General features: G+C 77.0%; 16 protein-coding genes. 11 read left to right on the forward strand and 5 right to left on the reverse strand.

Going from position 1 to position 14,581, the window contains the following annotated elements; genetic code table 11:
- Complete coding sequence (locus ACI8AK_RS13685; RefSeq protein ID WP_387988925.1) at window positions 1-486, reverse strand: cupin domain-containing protein; 486 nt, start codon at window positions 484-486, stop codon at window positions 1-3.
- A gap of 60 nt (window positions 487-546) precedes the next feature.
- On the opposite strand from ACI8AK_RS13685, the gene ACI8AK_RS13690 reads away from it, so the two are divergent.
- Complete coding sequence (locus ACI8AK_RS13690; RefSeq protein ID WP_387988924.1) at window positions 547-1,719, forward strand: MFS transporter; 1,173 nt, start codon at window positions 547-549, stop codon at window positions 1,717-1,719.
- A gap of 89 nt (window positions 1,720-1,808) precedes the next feature.
- Window positions 1,809-2,978 carry a DUF222 domain-containing protein gene (locus ACI8AK_RS13695; protein ID WP_456956660.1) on the forward strand — a complete coding sequence of 390 codons (1,170 nt, stop codon included), beginning with the start codon at window positions 1,809-1,811 and terminating at the stop codon, window positions 2,976-2,978.
- Window positions 2,979-3,003: 25 nt separating this feature from the next.
- On the opposite strand, the gene ACI8AK_RS13700 is transcribed toward ACI8AK_RS13695, so the two are convergent.
- Window positions 3,004-4,029 carry an aldo/keto reductase gene (locus tag ACI8AK_RS13700; RefSeq protein ID WP_456956662.1) on the reverse strand — a complete coding sequence of 342 codons (1,026 nt, stop codon included), beginning with the start codon at window positions 4,027-4,029 and terminating at the stop codon, window positions 3,004-3,006.
- 37 nt (window positions 4,030-4,066) lie between these two features.
- Window positions 4,067-4,456, reverse strand: coding sequence for a DUF4326 domain-containing protein (locus ACI8AK_RS13705; protein ID WP_456956664.1), 390 nt, complete (start codon window positions 4,454-4,456; stop codon window positions 4,067-4,069).
- A 282-nt stretch (window positions 4,457-4,738) separates the two neighbouring features.
- On the opposite strand from ACI8AK_RS13705, the gene ACI8AK_RS13710 reads away from it, so the two are divergent.
- Window positions 4,739-5,989, forward strand: a complete 1,251-nt coding sequence (locus tag ACI8AK_RS13710) for a cytochrome P450 (protein WP_456956666.1) — start codon at window positions 4,739-4,741, stop codon at window positions 5,987-5,989.
- A 1-nt stretch (window position 5,990) separates the two neighbouring features.
- On the opposite strand, the gene ACI8AK_RS13715 is transcribed toward ACI8AK_RS13710, so the two are convergent.
- Window positions 5,991-6,602 (reverse strand): TetR family transcriptional regulator, encoded by a 612-nt coding sequence (locus tag ACI8AK_RS13715; protein WP_456956668.1) that lies wholly within the window; start codon window positions 6,600-6,602, stop codon window positions 5,991-5,993.
- A 63-nt stretch (window positions 6,603-6,665) separates the two neighbouring features.
- Between ACI8AK_RS13715 and ACI8AK_RS13720 the strand changes: the two genes are divergently transcribed.
- Window positions 6,666-9,086, forward strand: a complete 2,421-nt coding sequence (locus ACI8AK_RS13720) for an MFS transporter (RefSeq protein WP_456956669.1) — start codon at window positions 6,666-6,668, stop codon at window positions 9,084-9,086.
- A 78-nt stretch (window positions 9,087-9,164) separates the two neighbouring features.
- Window positions 9,165-9,353 (forward strand): hypothetical protein, encoded by a 189-nt coding sequence (locus ACI8AK_RS13725; RefSeq protein ID WP_387988917.1) that lies wholly within the window; start codon window positions 9,165-9,167, stop codon window positions 9,351-9,353.
- A 2-nt stretch (window positions 9,354-9,355) separates the two neighbouring features.
- On the opposite strand, the gene ACI8AK_RS13730 is transcribed toward ACI8AK_RS13725, so the two are convergent.
- A complete protein-coding gene (locus ACI8AK_RS13730) occupies window positions 9,356-10,180 on the reverse strand; it encodes an alpha/beta hydrolase (RefSeq protein WP_456956671.1) in 825 nt (274 codons plus the stop codon).
- 206 nt (window positions 10,181-10,386) lie between these two features.
- On the opposite strand from ACI8AK_RS13730, the gene ACI8AK_RS13735 reads away from it, so the two are divergent.
- The 6 genes from ACI8AK_RS13735 (at window position 10,387) to ACI8AK_RS13760 (ending at window position 14,572) form a co-directional block, all read left to right on the forward strand.
- Window positions 10,387-10,533 carry a hypothetical protein gene (locus ACI8AK_RS13735; RefSeq protein WP_387988915.1) on the forward strand — a complete coding sequence of 49 codons (147 nt, stop codon included), beginning with the start codon at window positions 10,387-10,389 and terminating at the stop codon, window positions 10,531-10,533.
- Window positions 10,534-10,727: 194 nt separating this feature from the next.
- Window positions 10,728-10,931: a cold-shock protein gene (locus ACI8AK_RS13740; RefSeq protein ID WP_456956672.1), complete on the forward strand. Its 204-nt coding sequence runs from the start codon at window positions 10,728-10,730 to the stop codon at window positions 10,929-10,931.
- A gap of 166 nt (window positions 10,932-11,097) precedes the next feature.
- The gene (locus ACI8AK_RS13745; protein WP_456956674.1) at window positions 11,098-11,379 is read left to right on the forward strand and encodes a YciI-like protein; all 282 of its coding nucleotides are present in this window, start codon (window positions 11,098-11,100) and stop codon (window positions 11,377-11,379) included.
- Entirely contained in the window at window positions 11,376-11,843 is a 468-nt protein-coding gene (locus ACI8AK_RS13750) for a heme-degrading domain-containing protein (protein WP_387988913.1), read from the forward strand. The genes ACI8AK_RS13745 and ACI8AK_RS13750 overlap by 4 nt, the downstream gene beginning before the upstream one ends.
- Window positions 11,844-11,939: 96 nt before the next feature.
- Window positions 11,940-13,286 carry a cytochrome P450 gene (locus ACI8AK_RS13755; protein ID WP_387988912.1) on the forward strand — a complete coding sequence of 449 codons (1,347 nt, stop codon included), beginning with the start codon at window positions 11,940-11,942 and terminating at the stop codon, window positions 13,284-13,286.
- A 23-nt stretch (window positions 13,287-13,309) separates the two neighbouring features.
- Window positions 13,310-14,572 carry a D-arabinono-1,4-lactone oxidase gene (locus ACI8AK_RS13760; protein ID WP_387988911.1) on the forward strand — a complete coding sequence of 421 codons (1,263 nt, stop codon included), beginning with the start codon at window positions 13,310-13,312 and terminating at the stop codon, window positions 14,570-14,572.
- Window positions 14,573-14,581: the final 9 nt, after the last annotated feature.

Here is a 14,581-nt window from a genome sequence, read left to right on the forward strand (position 1 = left end):
TCAGACCCAGTACGTGTCGTGGCGGAGCATGAACTCCGCCCGCTCCTCCGGCGTCATCTGCGCACCCCGCGCCAGCGTCCGGAAGTACTCCTCGCGCGGGCCGCCCGGCGCGAACATCAGCAGCATCGACGCGTGGTCGCCGCCCCGGAACCCGTGGATCCCGCCCTCGGGGACGTAGAGGAAGTCGCCCGCGCCCGCGGTGACCCAGCTGCGCCCGTCGTAGACCTCCACCTCGCCGCGCAGGACGTAGAACTGCTCGGAGATCGAGCGGTGGAAGTGCGGGCCGGGGCCGGACGCGTCAGCCCCGAAGGTCCACCGGTAGAGGCCGAACCGGCCGGTCGTCTGGTCCCCGGTGGCGAGGAACTCGCAGGTGACGCCGGCGGCCGAGACGGTGTCCGGGGGCTGGTCGGCGCGGCGCAGCCAGGCGGTGGCCTCCCCGGTGGTGCCGCGGTAGAGGTCGGGCGGGTAGTGGCGGTGCAGGGACACGGCTCCGGCTCCTCTCGTCGCCGGCGCCCATCCTCGCAGCGGAGCGGTAGCGTCCGCCGGGTGCCGGACGCTGCGACGGAGCGGGTCGGGCGGCGGCTGGACGCCCTCACGTTCGGGCTCTTCACCGTCGCCCTGGGCACCAACGTCCCCACGCCGCTGCTGCTGGTCTACCGGCGCACCCTCGGGCTGTCCGACGCCGACCTCACCGCCGTCTTCGGCTGCTACGCGATCGGCCTGATTGCCGCGCTGACCGTGTCCGGCGCCGCCTCGGACCGGTTCGGCCGGCGCACCGTCGTCCTCCCGTTCGCGGTGCTGGCGGGACTGGTCTCGCTGTTGTTCGTGCCCGCGGCCGAGCACCTGCCGCTGCTGTACGCGGGACGGCTGCTGCAGGGCGCGGTGTCCGGCGTCGTGTTCTCGGTGGCCAACGCGTGGCTGCAGGACCTGGCCGGTCCCGGCGGGCAGCAGTCGGCGGCCACCCGCGGGGCGGTGTCGACGTCGCTGGGCTTCGCGATCGCGCCCGCCATGAGCGGGGTGCTCGCCGAGTACGGCCCGGCGCCGACGACGCTGCCCTACCTCGTGCACGTCGCCGTCCTGCTGGTCGGGCTGGCCGCGCTGCTCACCGTGCCGGAGACCGTGCGGGAGCGCCGGCCGGGCCGGCTGATGACCCTCGGCCTGCCGCCGGAGGCGCGGCGGCCGTTCCGCGCGGTGCTCGCGCCCACCGCCACGGGCGTGTTCGCCTTCCCCGCGGTGGCGGCGACCGTGCTGCCGCTGCTGGTGGTGCCCGACGGCGTCGGCGTGGCGTACGCCGGGCTGGTGGGCGGGCTGGCGCTGGCGGCGAGCGCGGTGGCGGCGCGGCTGGGGCGGCGGGCCGGGGGCGGCGGCGGTCCGCTCGGGATGACGCTCGGCGCCGTCGGCCTCGCGCTCGGCGTGGTCGCGGTGGCGACCACGTTCGAGCCGCTGCTGCTGCCGGCGTCGGCGCTGATGGGCGCCGGCGGGGGCCTGTGCCTGACCGCGGGGCTGACGCTGACCGCGCAGCTCGCGCCCCCGCACACCCGCGGGGCGATGAACAGCGCCTTCTACGCCTTCGCCTACGTCGGGTTCGGCACCCCGCTGCTGCTCGCCTGGCTGGGCTCGGTGTCCGGCACCGTCCCGGCGCTGGCGGCGTTCGTAGCGGTGCCGCTCGCGCTCGCCGCCTGGTTGTGGTGGGAGCTGCGGTCCACCGCCCGCGGGTGAGATGTCAACCCTCGGATGCGATCCGTGGACAGGCGTTTGACCTGGGGATTCACCGCGCGGGAGGGTGCCTGATCGGGTAGGCTTCGTACATGTGTTCGGGTGAGCCGGGGAGCGGGGACGTCCTCGACGACGTCGCCGCGCTGGTCGCCGAGCGCAACCGGATCGACGCCCGCCTCGCCCGCGCGGTCCGGGCCGCGGAGCTGTCCCAGGCGCCAGAGCGGGACGGCCTGACGTCGATGGCCTCGTGGCTGCGCGGGCACTGCCGGCTCTCCGGTGCCGCCGCCGCGCGGCTGGTGCGCACCGGGCGGGCGCTGGAGCACCTCCCGGCGCTGGCCGAGGCACACGACGCCGGACTGGCGACGTCGGAGCAGATGGCGAAGGCGGCCGAGGCGGTGACCCCGGAGCGGCTGGCTGCGGCCGCCGGGGTGGACCTGGCGGTGATCGACGCGGTGCTCACCGGCGTGGCGATCGAGCAGTCGCACGCCGACCTCGTCGCGGTGGTGCAGCACTACTGCAACGCCCTCGATCCCGACGGCCCGGAGCCCGACCCGACCGAGGGCCGGTCGTTGACGTTGTCCCGGCACGCCGACGGCTCCCTCACGATCCGCGGGTACCTGGACGCCGTGGGCGGGGAGAGGCTGCAGACCGCCCTGGAGGCGCACGTGCAGGCCGACCGCCCCGCCGGCGATGAGCGCAGCCGCGCCCAACGCCTCGGCGACGCGCTGGTGCAGGTCGCCGACAACGCCCTGGCCGCCGGGTCCCTGCCGACGCTGCGCGGGCACAGGCCGCAGGTCGCCGTCGTCGTGGACCTGGCTGACCTGGTCGATCCGCACGGGCGGCCGAACGCCGGGCGGATGGGCTTCGGCGCCACCATCTCCGCCGCGAGAGCCCGCTGGCTGGCCTGCGACGGGGCACTGTCCCGGGTGGTGTTCGGCCCCGACGGCGCACCGCTGGACCTCGGCCGCGAGCGGCGGCTGATGAGCCGCCACATCCGCAAGGCGGCCGAGCTGCGCGACGGGGGGTGCGTGTTCGCCGGCTGCGGGGCACCGACGTGGTGGTGCGACGTCCACCACCTGGTCCACTGGATCGACGGCGGCGACACCAGCCTCGACAACGCAGCCCTGCTGTGCGAACGCCACCACACCAAGGTCCACCACGGCTTCCGCGTCGAACGACAACCGACCGGCACCTGGCGCACCTGGCGGCCCGACGGCACCGAGATCACCACCCCGGCGCCCCTGCTGGCGCCCGCCGCCTGACGTACCTCGCGCCTGCGCGCCTGTGTCAGCCCAGCGAGCGGCTTCGCTGCTCCGAGCCGACCTCGCCGTAGGGGTAGTCGGACCAACCGGGGTCGCTGACGGCGTCGAGCCGCGCGGTCTCCTCCTCGCTCAGCACGAGTCCGGCGGCTCCCAGGTTGCCGCGCAGCTGGTCGGGGGTGCGGGCCCCGAGGATCACCGAGCTGACGCCCGGCCGGGCCAGCAGCCAGGCCAGCGCCACCTGCGGCATCGTCGCACCGCGCGCCTCCGCGACGTCCTGCACCGCCGACAGCACGTCCCACGTGCGCTCCCGCGCGGCGACCCGGTCGTAGGCCTCCATCCCGCGCGCCGGGTCCTCGCCCAGCCGCGTCGCCCCGGTGGGCCGCTGGTCCCGGGTGTACTTGCCCGACAGCCACCCGCCGCCCAGCGGACCCCAGGGCAGCAGGCCCAGGCCGTTGGCCAGGCAGGCGGGCACGATCTCGGCCTCGACGTCGCGCACGAGCAGGCTGTACGACGGCTGCAGGGTCACCGGCACGGCGAGGTGCGCGCGCTCGGCCACGTCGACGGCCCGCTGCACCTGCCAGCCGGTGAAGTTCGACAGCCCCGGGTAGGCGATCTCGCCCGCGGACACGGCGTCGTCGAGGAAGCGCAGCGTCTCCTCCAGCGGCGTGAGCGGGTCCCACGCGTGCAGCTGGTACAGGTCGACGGAGTCCACGCCGAGCCGGCGCAGCGAGTCGTGCAGCGCCCGGCGCAGGTGCCGGCGGGAGGTGCCCAGCGCGTTGGCGTCCTCGCCCATCGGGAAGCGGCCCTTGGTGGCGAGGACGACGCGGTCGCGGACGTCGGCCGGGCGCGAGGCCAGCCAGCGCCCCACGATCTCCTCGGACGCGCCGGCGGAGTAGACGTCGGCGGTGTCGACGAGCGTGCCACCCGCCTCGACGAACACGTCGAGCTGCTCGTGCGCTCCCGCCTCGTCCGTCTCCGCGCCGAAGGTCATCGTGCCGAGCGCCAGCGAGGAGACGGCACAGCCGCTGCGGCCGAGGGTGCGCAGGTCCATGCGTCCAGCAAGCCACAGGACGCGGAGCCGCGCGAGGTCAGCGCAGGGCCGGCACCCGGTTGGCCAGCTCCAGCAGCACGTCGGCGTGGCAGGGCTCGCCGGCCGGGCACCAGCAGGCGAGGTTCCGCCCCCGCAGCTGCCGGCGGGCCTGGGCGGCGAGGTCGCCGGAGGCGGCCCAGCGGCGGTACCACTCGATGGCGGTGGCACGGTCGGCGCAGCGGACGACGCGGCTGCCGTCCTCCTGCTCCCCCGGCTCCCGCACGGTCGGCAGCGGCCACGCGGTCTCGTCGTCGCCGGGCAGCCACAGGTAGGTCTCCCCCACCCGGAACGGGTTGCCCCAGCGCGAGGGGCGGGCGACGACGACGGTGTTCGGCGGCTTCCGCCAGCCGCGCGCCCGGGAGAGCTGCACACGCACCGGACCGGTCATGGGCCGATGCTGCCGCGCGGGTGTGACAGGACCGCGCCGCGACCCCCGGGCTCCCCCGTCCGGGGACACCCCCGGTCCGACCAGCGCTTCCGGGGGTCTCACCCGATGGTCCGCGCGCGGCGCCGTCGCGAGGCTCGAGGTGCCCGGCGGGACCGAGGTCACGTCCCGCCGGGCTCCACCTCCCGTGGCCGACGACGAGGCGCCGTGTCCGCTCCCGAGTGCACCCTCGACCCCCCGCAGCCCCCCGCTCCTGCCCCCCGCCGCCGCGGTCCGGCGGCGCGCGTGCGGGACCGGCTCGGCCGCCTGGCGCTGCGCCGCGTCCGCCGCCGCGGGCTGGACCTCTCCCGCCTGACGTTCCTCCCAGCCGCCGCGACGGTCCCGCTGCGGCGGGTCGACGTCGACCCGGTGCCCGAGCTGCGCGACGGCGGGCCGGTGCGGCGGCTGGACCTGCCCTTCGACCTCTCCGTGCTCCTGGTGACCGGCGCCGCGGAGGCCCGCGCGGTGCTCGCTGACCGCGACGGCTTCAGCACCGACGTCCGCCACCTGTTCAGCGGCACCGGGCCGGCCACCGCCGACGACGTCGGCGGCCTGGGGTTCACCGACCCGCCCGACCACACCCGGCTGCGCGGCCTGGTCGCCCCGGAGTTCACGCGGGCCCGCCTGCAGCGCCTCGGACCCGCGATCGAGGAGACCGTGGCCCGGCAGCTCGACGAGCTCGAAGCGGCCGGGCCGCCGGCCGACCTCGCCCGGCACGTCTCCGGCCCGGTCCCGATGCGGACGGTCTGCGACCTCCTCGGCCTCGACCGTCCCGACGAGCAGCTGGTCACCCGCCTGGCCACCCGGCGCTTCGACGCCGCCCGCGGCACCGCCGGCGCGTTCGGCGCGGTGTCCGCGCAGCGCCGGCTGCTGTTCGACGCGGTCGCACGGCAGCGCCGGGACCCCGGCGACGGGCTGCTCGGGCGGATCGTCCGCGAGCACGGCGACGCCGTCTCCGACGCCGACCTGGCCGGCCTGGCGGACGGGATCGTCACCGGCGGGTTCGAGACGACGGCGTCGACGATCTCGCTCGGCACGCTGGTCCTGCTGCGCGACCCGGCCGCCGCGGCGCTGGTGCGCGAGGGCCCGCGCCGGGACGTGGAGACGGTGGTGGACGAGCTGCTGCGGCTGCTGTCGGTGGTGCAGGTGGCATTCCCCCGCTTCGCCCGGCGGGACACCGAGGTCGCCGGGCACCGGCTGCGGGCCGGCGACGCGGTCCTGGTCTCGCTGAGCGCCGCGAACCGCGACCCGGCCTGGGCCGGCGCGCACCCCGACGCGCTCGCCCCCGGGCGGCCGACCCGCGGCGGGCACCTGGCCTTCGGCCACGGGATCCACCGCTGCGTCGGCGCCGAGCTGGCGCGGCTGGAGCTGCGGATCGTGCTGCCCGCGCTGTTCCGGCGGTTCCCGGACCTCGCCCTCGCGGTGCCGCCCGAGCGGCTGGCCTTCCGCCGGCTGTCGTTCGTGTACGGCGTCGACGCGCTGCCGGTGACGTTCTGACTCAGCCGGCGGGGTCGGCGCGCAGCAGCGCGGCGCCCGGGACGACGAGGCGGCGGACGTGCGCGTCGACGTCGTCCGGGCCGGGTGCCGGCTCGCCGAAGTCGAGGGCGCCGATGGCGTAGAAGTCCGTCGTCGCGGTGACGCACTGCCAGCGCCAGGTGAGCTCGCGGCCGTCGAGGTGCGGGAGCAGCGGCGCCAGGGCGGCGCAGTACCGCCCGGCCGTCGCACGCACCGCCGCCGCGCCGTTGGCCTCCCAGCGGTCCGGCGGCTGGTCGAAGATCCGGGTGAACACGCGGGCGGCGTACCGGCCGCGGCCCGCGCAGCGCAGCGCGACGATCGGCCGCACCCAGCCGTCGACGAGCGCCTCGACGCCGGCGTGCCCGCCGAGGCCGGCCAGCACCCGCTCCCGGTCGGCCACCACGCCGTCCACCACCCGGCGCTCGACGGCGGCGACCAGCCCGTCCTTGCCGCCGAAGTAGTAGCCCACAGCGGCGGCGTTGGCGACGCCTGCCCGCCGCAGCACGTCACGCACCGAGGTGCCCGCGGCACCGGCGGTCGCGAGCAGTTCCTCGGCCGCGTCCAGCAGCCGCACGGGGGTTGCGACCTCCGTCACGGCCCCTCCATCCTGGGTCACCGCCCTCAGACGGGCGTGTCAGGCGATCGTCTGGAGTCCAGCATGCCCGACGCCCGAGGAGCCCGGGGCGGCCTCGGCACCCTGCTCGCCGCCACGGGCGCCGCCTCGGCCCTGGTCGTCGGAGCCGCCCCATCGCTCGCGCTGGCCCTGCCCGAGCTCGGCCGCGCCACCGGGGCGACGCAGACCGAGCTGACCTGGGCGGTCCAGGCCTACGGGCTGGCCTTCGCCGCGCTGCTGCTGCCGCTGGGCGTCGCCGCCGACCGCTTCGGCCGGCGCGGCGCGCTGCTGCTGGGCCTGGCGGTGTTCGCCGCCTGCACCGCCGCGTCGGGCCTGGTCACCGACCCGCTCGCGCTCGTCGCGCTGCGCGGGCTGGCAGGCGCCGGCGCGGCGGCGGTCGTGCCGGCCACGCTGTCGGTCCTGGTCGACGCCCATCCCGCTGAGCGCCACGCCTCCGCGATCGGCGTGTGGGCCGCGGTCTCCGGCGCGGGGGTGCTGCTGGGGCTGCTGCTCGCCGGCGCGCTGCTCGAGGTCGCCTGGTGGGGCAGCGTGCAGGTCGCCTCCGGCGCGCTCGCCGGGCTGGTCCTGGTGCTGTGCCTCGTCGTCGTCCCGGCCTCGCGGAACCCGGACCGGCCGCTGGACCCGCTCGGCGGCGTGCTCGCCCTCGCCGGTCTCGGCGGTGTGGTGTGCGGCGTCATCGAGGGGCCCGTGCGCGGGTGGACCGACGCGACGACGCTCGGTGCCCTCGCCGTCGGCGCGGTGTCGCTGGCCGCGTTCACGCGCCACCAGCTGCGCAGCCGGCACCCGCTGGTCGACCTCCGGCTGTTCCGTGACCGGCGCCTGTCCCTGGGCCGTGCCGTCGTCCTCCTGCAGTTCGCCGCCGCCTGCGGTCTGCTCTTCCTCGCGCCGCAGTGGCTGCAGTACGTGCGCGGCCTCTCGCCCCTGGAGGCCGCGCTGTGGCTGCTGCCGATGGCGGTCGGCACCACCGTGGCCGTGCGGATCGCCCCGGTGCTGCGCCGGCAGGGCCCCCGCGCGGTCACGACGAGGGCGCTGCTCCAGATGGGCATCGGGGCGTTCCTGCTGTCCCGGCAGGCCGACGGCGACGCGCCGCTGTGGCAGTTCCCCGCGGCGACGTTCCTCTTCGGGATCGGCTTCGGCCAGGCGCTGGTCTCGGCCACGGCACTGATCGCCGAGGGCCTGCCCGCCGACCGGCGCTCGCCCGCCGCCACGGTCGGGGACGCGACGCGCTGGGTCGGCGGCGCGCTCGGCGGCGCGGTCGCCGCCGGTGTCCTGCTCGCCGTCTACCGGGGCGACCTGTCCCCCGCGGTCGCGGACCTGCCCGCGCAGACCTCCGCCTGGGCGAGGTCCGGCATGGCGCAGGCCGTCGAGGTGGCCGGCCGCTCGGGGTCCGCCGGCGCGGCGGTCGCCGACGGCGCCCGGGAGGCGTTCGCCGCCGGCTACGCCGTCACGTTGCGCGTCGGGGCGGCGGTCCTGCTCGGCGGTGCGCTGCTGTCCGCCGTGCTCGCCCCCCGGCGGGCGCAGGCCCGGCGCCGCGGCATCGGACGCGCCCTGGGTCCGGTCGTCTCGGTGGTGGCACGGCGGCGGCCGGTCGTGGGTGTCGCCCCGGTGTCCCGGGTGGTCCCGACCCGGCGCCTGCCCCGGGGTGTGGAGGTCGCCCTGGTGGGCGGGATGGTGCTGGGCCTCTTCGGCGGTGTCGTCCTGCTGACCCACGTCCTCACGCGGTCGACCGACGTGCCGGACACCGTCCCCGCCGCGCTGACCGAGGCGCCCCGGACCGCCGCACCGCAGCTGTCCCCCACCTCCGCCGCGGTCGTGCCTCCGCCCGTGACCGACGCCACCGCGCTCCCCGGGACGTCCGAGCCGCCCCCGGACACGACGGCGCCGGCGCCCACCACCACGGCCGCGCCCGCGCCGGCCCCGGCCACGGCGGCCCGGACCACGCAGGCCGCCGAGACCACCACCCCGCCGGCCGCGACCACCGCTCCACCCGAGACCACCTCCCCGCCGGCCGAGATCACCACTCCACCCGAGGCCACCACCCCGCCGGCCGCGACGGCGACGCCCACCCCGACGACGCCCACCCCGACGACGCCGCCACCGACCACGACCCCACCGACCACGACCACGCCGCCCGCGACCACCACACCGCCCGCCCCGACCACCACGACGCCTGCGCCGACCACCACGCCCACCCCGACCACCACGACGCCTGCGCCGACCACCACGCCCACCCCGACCACCACGCCGCCCGCGACCACCACGACCCCACCGACCACGAGCCCACCGACCACGAGCCCACCGACCGTGACCACCACCCCACCGGCGGGGACGACGACCACCCCGACCGGGACCACGCCGTCGACCGGGACCACGACCACCTCGGGCGCGACCACCTCGAGCGCTACCACCTCGGGCGCGACCACCTCCGCGCCGGCGAGTCCCTGAGCCGGATCCGGCAGGACTGCTGCGGTCCCCGGCAGGGACACCCCTGTCGCGGCACGGCGCGGCGACCGATCCTGGGGCATGGACATCCTGACCGCGAGCACGGCGGGCCGGGTCCGGCAGGCGGTGACCCGGTACTGGCAGGCCCAGGTGCACCTGTGGGAGGTGTACCTCTCGCCCGCCGGCTGGGACCCGGCGCCCGGGGACGAGGCCCTGCACTGGGTGGGCCGGCGCCTGGTGGGCAGCGTCCTGCCGGACGAGCCGCGCTGACCTCACTCCCCGGCGGTCAGCGCGGCCAGCTCGACGACGGCGTCGACCAGCGCCGCGCCGTCGAGCAGGACGAGGTCGTTGTGGTCGGCACCGGGGACCTCGACCAGCCGGTGCAGCGCGGCGGCGGCGTCGGCCACCCGCCGGCTCTGCGCCGGCGGCACGATCGTGTCCGCGGTGCCGAGCACGACCGTCGTCGGCACCCGCACCCGGGCGACCCGCTCGGCCACCGGGTAGCGGTCGCGCAGCAGCAGCCGGACCGGCAGGAACGGGTAGTGCTCGGCGCCGACGGCGGCCAGGTCGGTGAACGGCGACCGCAGCACCAGCCCGGCCGGCGGGTGCTCCACGGCCAGCTCGGCCACCACCGCCGCCCCCAGGCTCTCGCCGTAGTAGAGGAGCCGGCCGGCGGGCACGCCGGCCTCCTCGAGCAGCCAGGTCCGCGCGGCCCGGACGTCGAGCGCCAGGCCCTCCTCGCTCGGGCTGCCCGGGTTGCCGCCGTAGCCGCGGTAGTCGAACAGCAGCACCGCCAGCCCGGCGTCCGACAGCGCCCGGGCCAGCGGCGCGCGCAGCCCCCGGTGCCCGCCGTTGCCGTTCGCCACCAGGACGGCGGGCGCGCCGGCGGCCGGGCCGGGGACGAACCAGGCGCCCAGGGTCAGGCCGTCGGCGGTGGTCAGCCCGACGTCCCGGGCGCCGGGCACCGCGACGGCCGCGGCGGGCAGCGGGCCGTCGTCGGGGAGGTAGACCAGGCGCCGCTGGAACGTCCACAGCAGGCCCACGACCACAGCCAACACGACGACGACGGCCAGCGCCGCCCGCGGTCCGGAGCGCACCGCCCGATGGTCGCGGACGGCCCGCGCCGCCACCCCGCGGGACCGGGCGGCGGCCGCGGGACGCACCCGAGGAGGGCCCGCGACCGGTAGCGTCGGGGCGGACCGGAGGAGGTCCCGTTCCCACACACCGCGGACGCTGCGCCGAAGCCCACCTCGGATGCCCCTGCCGGGGCGACGAGACCGTCCACGAGCGACGCTCGAGTGAGATGCGCGACGCCCGGGCCCGGTCCGACGAGCCGGTGGACTGCCCCGAGTGCGGCTCCCCGACCACACCGCTGTCCCTGCTCGCCTGGGGGAACTGCCGGGTCTGCCGCACGGCGCAGTCCCGGCTGACCGACCCGCTCCGCTGGTGACGACGGCGGGGACGGCCGCCGCCCCCGCGCCGGGAGCCGGTACAGTGGCCTCCGGTCGCTGTCGTGCCTCTGCTTCGTTCTCGGACGTCCGCAGTCGTCTCTGCCTGACGTTCCTCTCGGTCCTGCCGGTCGGTGCGGCGACCCGGCGCCGGCACCTGCCGGACCGACACCCCCAGCACGGAAGAGAGAACGACATGAGCCAGGGCACCGTGAAGTGGTTCAACGCGGAGAAGGGCTTCGGCTTCATCGAGCAGGACGGCGGCGGCCCCGACGTCTTCTGCCACTTCTCGGCGATCAGCGGCTCCGGCTACCGGTCGCTGGACGAGGCGCAGCGCGTCGAGTTCGACGTCACCCAGGGCCAGAAGGGCCCCCAGGCGGAGAACGTCCGCGCGATCTGAGCACCACCGGGGGCACGCGGCGCGACCGCGCCGCGTCCTCCCGCCGCACCACCACCGGACCCCCACGGCCCCTCGGCCGCGGGGGTCCCGTCGTCCCCGGGGCCCGGGACCGGACCGCCGGACCGGGGGACGCCCGGCGGGCACGCCCCGTGTGAGAGTGGCGGCCATGTACCTGCTGCTCGAGTACTCCCTGGCCGACGACTACCTGGAGCGGCGGGCCGCGCTGCGGGAGGACCACCTCGCGCTCGCCCGCGCGGCGCACGAGCGGGGTGAGCTGCTGCTCGCCGGCGCGCTGCCGGACCCGTTCGAACGGGCGCTGCTGGTCTGGACGGCCGACCGCGAGGTCGTGGAGCGCTTCGCCGAGTCCGACCCCTACGTCGTCCACGGCCTGGTGACCGGCTGGACGGTCCGGCCGTGGAACGTCGTCGTCGGGGGGCGGGAGTCGTGAGCGGCTTCCCGACCGTCGCCGAGCTCGCCGCCGAGGAGGACGAGCTGCGGTTCACGACCTTCACCAACGACGACGCCTGGGACCTCGGCTCGGCGCTCGTGGCCGGAGCCCGCCGCGCCGACGCGCCGGTCGCGGTCGAGATCCGGCGCAACGGGCACCGGCTGTTCTCCGCCGCCCTGACCGGCGCCACCCCCGACAACGCGGACTGGATCGCGCGCAAGGCCCGGACCGTGCACCGCTTCGGGCACAGCTCGCTGTACGTCCGGCAGTCCTGGGTGGAGAAGGGCACGACGTTCGAGGAGTCCTCCGGGCTGGACCCCCGGCTGTACGCCGCGCACGGCGGCGCCGTGCCGGTGCTCGTGCGCGACGTCGGCCCGGTCGGCGTCGTCGTCGTGTCCGGGCTGCCGCAGCTGGAGGACCACCGGATGGTCGTCGCGGCGATGCGGGCGCACCTCGGCCGCTGAGTACGGGTCGGTACTGGTACCTGTGGGACCCGTGTCACAGGATGTGCACCGTCGACGGCGACGGGGCCGACGACGGGACTCCGGAGGTGCGGGGACGTGACGGTGCGCAGTGCGGTCCGCTGGGCCGCGACACACGGCGCGATGCGGCTGGCGATCCGGGCACGGGCCCGGGCGGGCAACCCCGACGCCGAGGTCCTCCGCGACCCGGTCGTGCGCGAGGACCCCCACGCCCACTACGAGCGGCTGCGCACGCCGGCACCGTTCGCCGGCGGCGCGTTCGCCCGGGTCAGCGTGCACCACGACGTCTGCACCGACGTCCTGCGCAGCGACGACTTCGGCCAGATCGGCGGCAACCGCACCGAGGGCCTGCCGCCGGTGCTGCGGCTGGCGCTGCGCCTGGCCGGCCCCCGGCCCAGCGTCGGGCCGATCGACCCGCCGTCGATGCTCGCCGTCGACCCGCCCGACCACACCCGCTACCGCCGGCTGGTCAGCCGGGCCTTCACCGCCCGGGCGGTGGCCCGGCTGCGCGAGCGCACCGGCGAGATCGCGCACGACCTGCTCGACGACCTCGAGCGCGAGGCCGCGGCCACCGGCGGGCAGGTCGACCTCGTCGCCCGCTACGCCAGCCTGCTGCCGGTCACGGTCATCTCCGAGGTGCTCGGGGTGCCGGTAGCGATGCGCGAGCAGTTCCTCGCCTGGGCCGACGGCGCCACCCCGAGCCTGGACATGGGCCTGTCCTGGCGCACCCACCGCGAGGTCGAGCGCAACCTCGGCGAGCTCGACGCCTGGTTCCGCGGCCACCTGCGCCGGCTGCGCCGCGAGCCCGGCGACGACCTGCTGTCCGGCCTGGTCACCGCGGCCGACGACGACGGCGCCGCGCTCACCGAGCAGGAGCTCATGGCCACCGCCGCGCTGGTGTTCGGCGCCGGCTTCGAGACGACCGTGAACCTCGTCGGCAACGGCGCCGCGCTGCTGTTCGCGCACCCGGCCCAGCGCCGGCTGCTCGCCGAGGACCCGTCGCTGTGGCCGAACGCCGTCGACGAGGTGCTGCGCCTGGAGTCGCCGGTGCAGCGGACCGGCCGGCGGGCCCGGCGCGCCACCGAGGTGCACGGGGTGCCGATCGCCGAGGGCGACCTGGTGCTGCTGGTCCTCGCCGCGGCCAACCGCGACCCGCGGGTGTTCGACGACCCGCACGCCTTCGACGTCACCCGCCGCAACGCCCGCGACCACGTCGCCTTCTCCAGCGGCATCCACTTCTGCCTGGGCGCCGCCCTGGCCCGGATGGAGGGCGAGGTGGCGCTGCGGGCGCTGTTCGAGCGGTTCCCCGACCTCGCCGCCGCCGGCACCGGGCGCCGCCGGAGCACGGTCATCCTGCGCGGCTGGGAGTCGCTGCCGGTCGCGCTGACCCCGGCGCTGTCCCCCGCCGCCGGCCTCGCCCGTTGAGGGCGCCGCGTAGCGTGCCACCGGTGGAGACCCCGCTGCGGACCTGGGCCGGCAACCTCACCTACCGCGCCGCGCGGGTGCACCGGCCGCGGACGGTGGCCGAGGTGCAGGAGGTCGTCGCCGGCAGCGAGCGGGTCAAGGCCCTCGGCTCGCGGCACTGCTTCAACGACATCGCCGACACCACCGCCGACCTGGTGGTCCTCGACGACCTGGACACCGGCGTCGAGCTCGCGCGGATCGACGACGACGGCGGCGGCGTGCTGTGGGTGCCGGCCGGGATGCGGTACGGCGAGCTGGTCCGGGCGCTGGCCGCGTCCGGGCGGGCGCTGCACAACCTGGCGTCGCTGCCGCACATCACCGTCGCCGGCGCGACCGCCACCGGCACCCACGGCTCGGGCAACCGCAACGGCTCGCTCGCCACGTCGGTGGCGGGGCTGGAGCTGGTGCGTTCCGACGGCGGGGTCGTCGTGCTCGGCGAGGACGACGCCGACCTGCCCGGCGCGGTCGTCCACCTCGGCGCGCTCGGCGTCGTCACCCGGGTCGCGCTGCGGTTCCAGCCGACCTTCGACGTCGCCAACACCGTCTACGTCGACATGACCTGGGACCGGCTGTTCGCCGACCTCGACGGCGTCGCCGACGCCGCCTACAGCGTCAGCGTCTTCACCGACTGGCACCGGGTCACCTCGGTGTGGGTCAAGTCCCGGCCGGAGGACCCGGCGGCACCCGAGGACTTCTTCGGCGCCCGCGCGGCGACCGAGCCGACGCACATGCTCCCGGACACCCCGGTCGAGAACCTCACCGAGCAGCTCGGCGTCCCCGGCGAGTGGCACGAGCGGCTGCCGCACTTCCGCGCCGAGTTCACCCCCAGCAAGGGCGACGAGCTGCAGAGCGAGTGGTTCGTCCCCCGCCGGCACGGCCGCGCCGCCCTCGAGGCGCTGCGCGGGCTCGCCGACCGGGTCGCGCCGCTGCTGCAGGTCAGCGAGATCCGCACCGTCGCCGGCGACGAGCTGTGGCTGAGCCCGGCGTCGGGCGGCGACGTCATGGCGCTGCACTTCACCTGGCTGCCCGACCAGCCCGCCGTGACCGCGGTGCTGCCGGAGATCGAGGCCGCGCTGCGCCCGTTCGGCGCCCGCCCGCACTGGGGCAAGCTGTTCACCACGGAGGCCGCGGAGCTGGCCGGGCTCTACCCGCGGATGGCCGACTTCCGGGCGCTGGTGCGCCGGTACGACCCGCGCGGCGCGTTCCGCAACGACTACCTCGACCGGACGGTCGCCGCGTTCGCCTGACGGGCCGGC

The sequence above is a fragment of the Geodermatophilus sp. SYSU D00867 genome (assembly GCF_054050315.1).

What these genes read in the sequence shown, in the direction of transcription:
- ACI8AK_RS13725 (WP_387988917.1), top strand. Translation starts at nt 9,165, where the DNA reads ATGGACATCCTGACCGCGAGCACGGCGGGCCGGGTCCGGCAGGCGGTG.
- ACI8AK_RS13740 (WP_456956672.1), top strand. Translation starts at nt 10,728, where the DNA reads ATGAGCCAGGGCACCGTGAAGTGGTTCAACGCGGAGAAGGGCTTCGGC.
- ACI8AK_RS13700 (WP_456956662.1), bottom strand. Translation starts at nt 4,029, where the DNA reads ATGGACCTGCGCACCCTCGGCCGCAGCGGCTGTGCCGTCTCCTCGCTG.
- ACI8AK_RS13720 (WP_456956669.1), top strand. Translation starts at nt 6,666, where the DNA reads ATGCCCGACGCCCGAGGAGCCCGGGGCGGCCTCGGCACCCTGCTCGCC.
- ACI8AK_RS13695 (WP_456956660.1), top strand. Translation starts at nt 1,809, where the DNA reads ATGTGTTCGGGTGAGCCGGGGAGCGGGGACGTCCTCGACGACGTCGCC.
- ACI8AK_RS13705 (WP_456956664.1), bottom strand. Translation starts at nt 4,456, where the DNA reads ATGACCGGTCCGGTGCGTGTGCAGCTCTCCCGGGCGCGCGGCTGGCGG.
- ACI8AK_RS13735 (WP_387988915.1), top strand. Translation starts at nt 10,387, where the DNA reads ATGCGCGACGCCCGGGCCCGGTCCGACGAGCCGGTGGACTGCCCCGAG.
- ACI8AK_RS13745 (WP_456956674.1), top strand. Translation starts at nt 11,098, where the DNA reads ATGTACCTGCTGCTCGAGTACTCCCTGGCCGACGACTACCTGGAGCGG.